This window comes from Actinomadura sp. KC06 (genome assembly GCF_004348735.1).
In the GTDB taxonomy this organism is placed as follows: Bacteria; Actinomycetota; Actinomycetes; order Streptosporangiales; family Streptosporangiaceae; genus Spirillospora.
Map to the genome: position 1 here is coordinate 1 of NZ_SMKT01000289.1, position 5,993 is coordinate 5,993.

Genomic DNA, 5,993 nt, shown 5'->3' on the forward strand with positions numbered 1-5,993 from the left:
CAGCCCGCCGGTGACCAGGTAGGCCGATCCCGTCCGGATCGGTGTCGGGGGTGAGTCGGTGACAGCAGTGTCGGTGTCGGCTCCGGCACGGACTTGGACGACGTGACGCTGGCTGCCGTCCAAGGAGATTTCGGTGATGGGATGATCGACGCATACCAGCTCGTTCACCACCAGTTCGTACGGGGTGTCCGCGGTGAAGTCGATGCGGCTGGGCTGCAACGCGGGATATTCGTAGGCGGTGGTGCGCAGCAGCCCGCGCACCCCCGAGGAGATGAGCGACGCCACGCCGCCGGAACGGCAAACCACCCACAGGCGTGGCGGCGTAGGCAGTGCAGCGAGGTCCCGGATGATCTCGGCGGCCCGGGCGACCTCCTGGCGCGCCGCGACGGCGGGATCGTCGCCCGCTGGCTGATCACCGAGGGCCAGCACGACACCGGCGCACGACGCTGGCACAGCCGCCGCGAGCCGGGAATGATCGGCGGCTGGCAGCAGGCAGCCGGTGCAGCGGTTCTTCAACTCCCGCGCTAGTTCGGTCGGCCAGCTCCCGTCCATCGGGGCTATCACGACCCAGCTTCCCGAGGCGGCGGGCGGCCGGGTGTGTGAGCGGGGTGCGGGGACTCGCTCCAGGTGCGACAGCCGGGAAGCGAACCGCTGCGTGGGAGGCGTGATGTTGCGCAGCCGCAGGCCACGGACCTCGGCGAGCACGGTGCCCTCAGAGGTGGCGAGTTGTCCTGAGGCAGTGCAGGCCAGGTCGTCGGCCTCGTCTAGTCGGATGGAGCACAGCCGGGCGTGGGCGGCGGGCGCGTAGAGGCGGAGTTCGTCGATGCCACTGACCACGACCGGACCGGGGCTGGTGGGACAGTAGGCCAGCCAGGCCGCCACCACGGTCTGCACCAGTTCGTCGGCCAGCGCGGGGTGGAGCCCCATCGTCCAGGCCGAGACGCGGGCGCTGTCGGCCAGGCGCAGGCGGGAAACGGCGCGGTCGTGGTCGGGGTGGAGCCGGATACGGTCGATGGCGGTGAATGCCGGCCCATGGACGACGTTGTGCTTCTCACGGAGGTGCCGGTGCAGGTCGTCCGGGGACGTGTCGATCCATTCAGGCGTGGTCAACGTGTCAGGGTCCAGCCGCGGCATCGGGTCGCACTCAGGCAGGGGGTGCACCGTGGCGCGGGCGTGCACGAGGGCGCCTTCCCCGTTGTGGGTGAGCACCTCGCCGCGGGCGCCGTCTCCTTCGCACAGCAGGCGGGTGGTGACCTGCGGTTCAGGATCGAGGACCAGGGGCGCCTCCACACGCAGAGCACGCAGCGCCACCCGCGAGGTGCCCAGCACCTGGGCACCGGCGGCAAGCAGCATCTCAGCGAACCCGGTGCCCGGTAGGACCGGGGTGCCGGCCACCATGTGGTCGCCCAGCCAAGGCAGCAGCCTGGGGCCGACGGGCGTCTGCCACAGGTGCCGACCGGTGTGCTCGGGGTCGCTCACATGGCCGCCGAGCAGCGGAGGCTCGCAAGCGGCGGGCAGGTCGGGAGCGACGAGGGTGTACGGGCGGTGCTCGCCGCCGTGCCGGGTACGGTTCCAGGCGGTGCCGGGCAGGTCGGCGAGGTCACCGTCGCCGTAGCGGGACGCGAAGTCGATGCCTTCGTATCCGGCCGCGTGCGCCTCGGCCACGTGGCCGAGGAACGCCTCCCGGTCGTCGGTTCCCCGCCGCAGCGAGCCCACCACCACGACATCGTTGGCTCCTGCCGCGCGAGCGGTGTCCTGAATAGCGCGTACGGCAAGGGGCTGAGCGGTGCATTCGACAAACAGCCGGTGGCCATCGGCGAGCGCGCAACCGACCGCCCGCTGGAAGTGAACGGTATCGCGCTGGTTGCGGACCCAGTACGAGGCGTCCAACGGGCCCGGGTCCCGCGGGTCGTTGGTGACGGTGGAGTAGAAGACGATGGGACCGGGACGATGCGCGGGCAGCTCGCCGAGAACCGCGTGGAGCTCCTCGATGATCGGGTCGACCTGCGCGGAGTGCGAGGCCACATCGACATCGACCATGCGGGCCACGGTGCCCGCCTCGTTCCAGGCGTTGACCAGGTCACGCACCTGTTGCGCCTCACCGGAGACCACTGTGGTGCGCGGTGCGGTGAGCACGCCGAGGGAGACCCCGTCGGCGCCGGCCGCCTCGATCGCGGCCCAGGTGTCCTCGGCGCTCAGCATGACCGAGGCCATCGCGCCGTGTGCGATCCGAGCCAGGAGTGAGGCTCTGCGGCAGATCACCTTGGCGCCGTCTGCGGGTGTCAGTACGCCCGCGACGACGGCTGCGGCCACCTCGCCGAGGGACTGGCCGATGACGGCGGCGGGCTCGACCCCCCAGGACCGCCACAGCGCGGCCAGCGCCACCTGCACACCGAAGAGCGTGGGCTGGATCCGGTCGACACCGACCAGCCCGTCTGGTTCCAGGATCATCTCGCGCAGCGAGAACCCGGACTCCCGCTGGATCAGCGGCTCCAACTCCTCGATCGCCGCGGCGAATACCGGTTCGTGCGCGAGGAGTCCCTGGCACATGCCGGGCCGCTGCGAACCCTGTCCGGTGAAAACGAACACTGGCCCCGGGTGGCCGGGCGGCAGGACGAGCGTCCCGCTCACCACCCCGTCGCTCTCGCCGTCTGCCGCGAACGCCCGCGCCCGGCGCACCAGTTCGGCACGGTCCCGGGCGACGATGCCCAGCCGCTGCTCGGCATGGCCGCGCCGCAGCGCCAGCGTGTGCGCCACGTCGCCGAGCCGAACCGATGCCCCTTCCCCTTCATGCCAATCGGCCAGCCGTGCGGCGGCCGAGGCAAGTGACCGCGGCGAGTTGCCCGAAAGCAGGAACAGCCTGGGCACGTCCCCGCCCAGTTCCCGCACCTTCCTCGCCTCGAGCTGCGGATGCGGAGCGGGCGCCGCTTCCAGGACGAGATGCCCATTGGTGCCGCTGACACCGTAGGAGCACACGGCGGCGAGCCGGGGCGCGTCCGGCACGGGCCACGCGGTCACGCTCGTCGGGACGAACAGTCGGGACTCGCCGTCGTGGACGATCGCGGGGTTCCACTCGGCGAAGTTCTGGTTGGCAGGGATCGCTCCCCTCCGCAGGCACTCGACGGCCTTGATGACGCCGGCGATTCCGGAGACCGGCTCAGAGTGCCCGATGTTCGTCTTGACCGAGCCGAGGGCGCACCGTCCCCTGCCCTGGCCGTACACGGCGTTGATCGAGGTGTACTCGATTGGGTCGCCGACCGCGGTGCCCGGCCCGTGCGCTTCGACCAGGCCCACCTCACCGGGGTCGATGCCCGCCTTGTCCACCGCGTCCCGGAACAGCCGTTGCTGCATCTCGGTGGAGGGAGCGGTCAGCCGGGTCGCCTGTCCGTCGTTGTTGACGGCGCTGCCGAGGATGACCGCGAGCACCCGGTCCCTGTCCCGCCGCGCGTCCGCGAGCCGCTTAAGCAGGAGCATCCCGGCACCCTCACCCCGCACGTACCCGTCAGCTCGCTCGTCGAAGGCGTGGCAGGCACCGCTTTCGGACAGCAGCAGCGGTGCCTCGAAGTAGTGGGTCTGCGGCGCCAGCATCAGCAGCACACCACCCGCAAGCGCGGCATCACACTCGCCCAGGGTCAAGGCCCCGCAGGCGGTGTCGAGCGCCACCATGCCGGCGGAGCAGTGCGTGCCGATCACCATCACCGGGCCGCGCAGGTCCATCGAGAACGCCACCCTCCCCGCGGGCCCCGCATGGTAATTCCCGAAGAGATAGGGGCTGTTAGGGGCGTCCTCCACCGGCCGTGCCTCGCGGAAGAGGTTGTCCAGGGCGTAGGTACCGACGTAGACGCCGGTACGGGTACCGCGCAACCCGCCCACGGGGATCCCGGCGTGCTCCACCGCCTCCCACGCGGTCTCCATCAGCACCCGGGCCTGGGGGTCCACCCAGTCCCGCTCTGCGGGCGCGACAGACAGGGCTTCGGGCTCCCAAGCCCACACGTCACCGTCGAGAAAACAGCCCACAGCGGCGCGCGCCGCGACCTCGGGTTCGTGCAACGCGGCGAGGCGATCCGCGTCCCAGCGATCCGGAGGCACCGCCCCCACCGTCCGCACCCCTTCCGCCATCAGGCGCCACAGCGCGCCCGGGCTGTCCACCTTGCCGGGAAACCGGCATCCGGCCCCGACGATCGCGATCGGTTCCGCACACGACGCCGACATGCCGCACCCCGCCTACTCGGCGATCGCCGTGCTGCAGACGAACCGAAACTCCGGCACCCGACGGCCCCTCAACCACTCCGCATCCCCTGTGGGCTCGAAGCGCTGAGGCCGACCGTAAAAATCCATCACAACCCGTGAGTCATCGGCTGGACCCTCCGGCAGCGGGCACCACCGCCGCAGTTCCGGTGGGCCTCCCCGCAGAACCACCAGCCGCCCCCGCACCGTCATCGCCTCGGCCGTCATGACCATCCACCACCAACCGGCGTCTAGGGAAGCCCCGCACACCCAAAGACATGCGCAACTGAAATCGCCGCCTTCCCTACCCGCCGATTCAACCGTAAAACAGGCCCCAAAGATGTCAGTGTGGCAATTGCGGCAATTGATGCAGAAATGGCTTCCAGATAATCGCGATGTGACTTCTCGCAGTACCACTCGCCTCATATGACGCGATCGGCGGCCGTTAGCTTCATGAAGCGAAGGTGGTGAGATGAGGCTCATCCAAAACGGCTGTGAAGATACCCCTCAACAAGCCTAACGAAACTCTGAAGTGGGCGAGACAGGTAGCTATTGACATGATGCGAAGCAAGCGCTATAGAAGATTGTGTCCCACGTGTGCGGCACTCGTGAGCAACCATCATGATCACTCGTTCGGATCAAGCCGCCAGTGCATTCCTCGATGACCTGATCTGCGACGACCCAGGTGTCGACGGCCGTTGGCCTCCGCTGGCACGCCTGGAGCCATGTCGGAACCATTACCTGGGCTTTTCGGTAGACCACGAGGTGATCCAGAGCAGGCGCTGACCAGAGCTGAAACGGCCCGAACGTATCAGGCCGCACCCCGGGAATCGGCACCGCACTTCCCAACCGGCGGGTCCAAGAGCATAGTAAAGCCGAGCACAGCAAGACCGAAAGCAAGCCCCCCGTCGCTTCGCGTAGCCAACCGCAAGTTGCTGAAAGGGACACTGAGCCGTCTGAGGCGGAAAGAAGACTTATAGAACCCGCCGGGCAACAGCCGCAGAACAGCTGATCACACGGAGGTGCGCCGCCGATGCCGACCCCCGAGGATAACAAGAAGGACCGGGCGACGCAGCCTGAGAAGATCACCGCGGAAGAATTTCTGACGACCGAAGGACAAATGCGCTTCTTGGGCAAGTTCCTTCCGGTGCGTAGTGAGGTGATATATGACTTCTACCACACCTCCCGCGACGGACATAAGACCAAGAGGAGCATCACGCGCAATTTCCGTGCCGCGATCCGCCTTGTGGTCGGAGGATTCAACGAAACCGTCCCGGAACTTTATCGACTCTACTACAATCGCCTGTTTTCCACTATCTGGCTGGCTTTGAATTGGGGTCCATATACCCAGGAGATCAAGAAGCTTCCCGATCCACAACTGAGGATATATATTTCTCAGATCAACTCCGTGGACCTATGCTGGCAACCGGCCGTAGAGAACGCACCCGAGGGCGGCCTGTTTGTTGAGGTCGGCACGGGCCTCAGCGACGGCTGGGCGCGGATCGCATCGCTGAAACCGCATGCCAGAATAGTATCCATCACCTTCGAACGCGACCAGGCGGAGATAGCGCGGCGCATCGCCAAGAAACTCGGTCTGGCCGACCGGGTGACGATCCGGACCGGCGATATCTTCGACCCCGCGACCACTCGCGACCTGATTGGCGTCGCCGACGCGGTCACTGCGATGGGCGTCATTGCACACTTCCCGCCGCAACGCAAGGCGGAAGGACTCCGCAAGTTCGCGGCCTTGCCCAAACCCGCCCCCC

The 5,993-nt window shown here is 67.9% G+C and carries 2 protein-coding genes; one reads left to right on the top strand and one right to left on the bottom strand.

Annotated elements, in window-relative coordinates; genetic code table 11:
* A partial coding sequence (locus E1287_RS41605; RefSeq protein WP_131971373.1) for a type I polyketide synthase occupies positions 1-4,212 on the bottom strand: 4,212 nt, incomplete at its 3' end.
* Between the two features lie 1,048 nt (positions 4,213-5,260).
* Here E1287_RS41605 and E1287_RS41610 point away from each other — a divergent pair.
* On the top strand, positions 5,261-5,993 hold a 733-nt coding region (locus E1287_RS41610; protein WP_165969451.1), incomplete at its 3' end, for a class I SAM-dependent methyltransferase.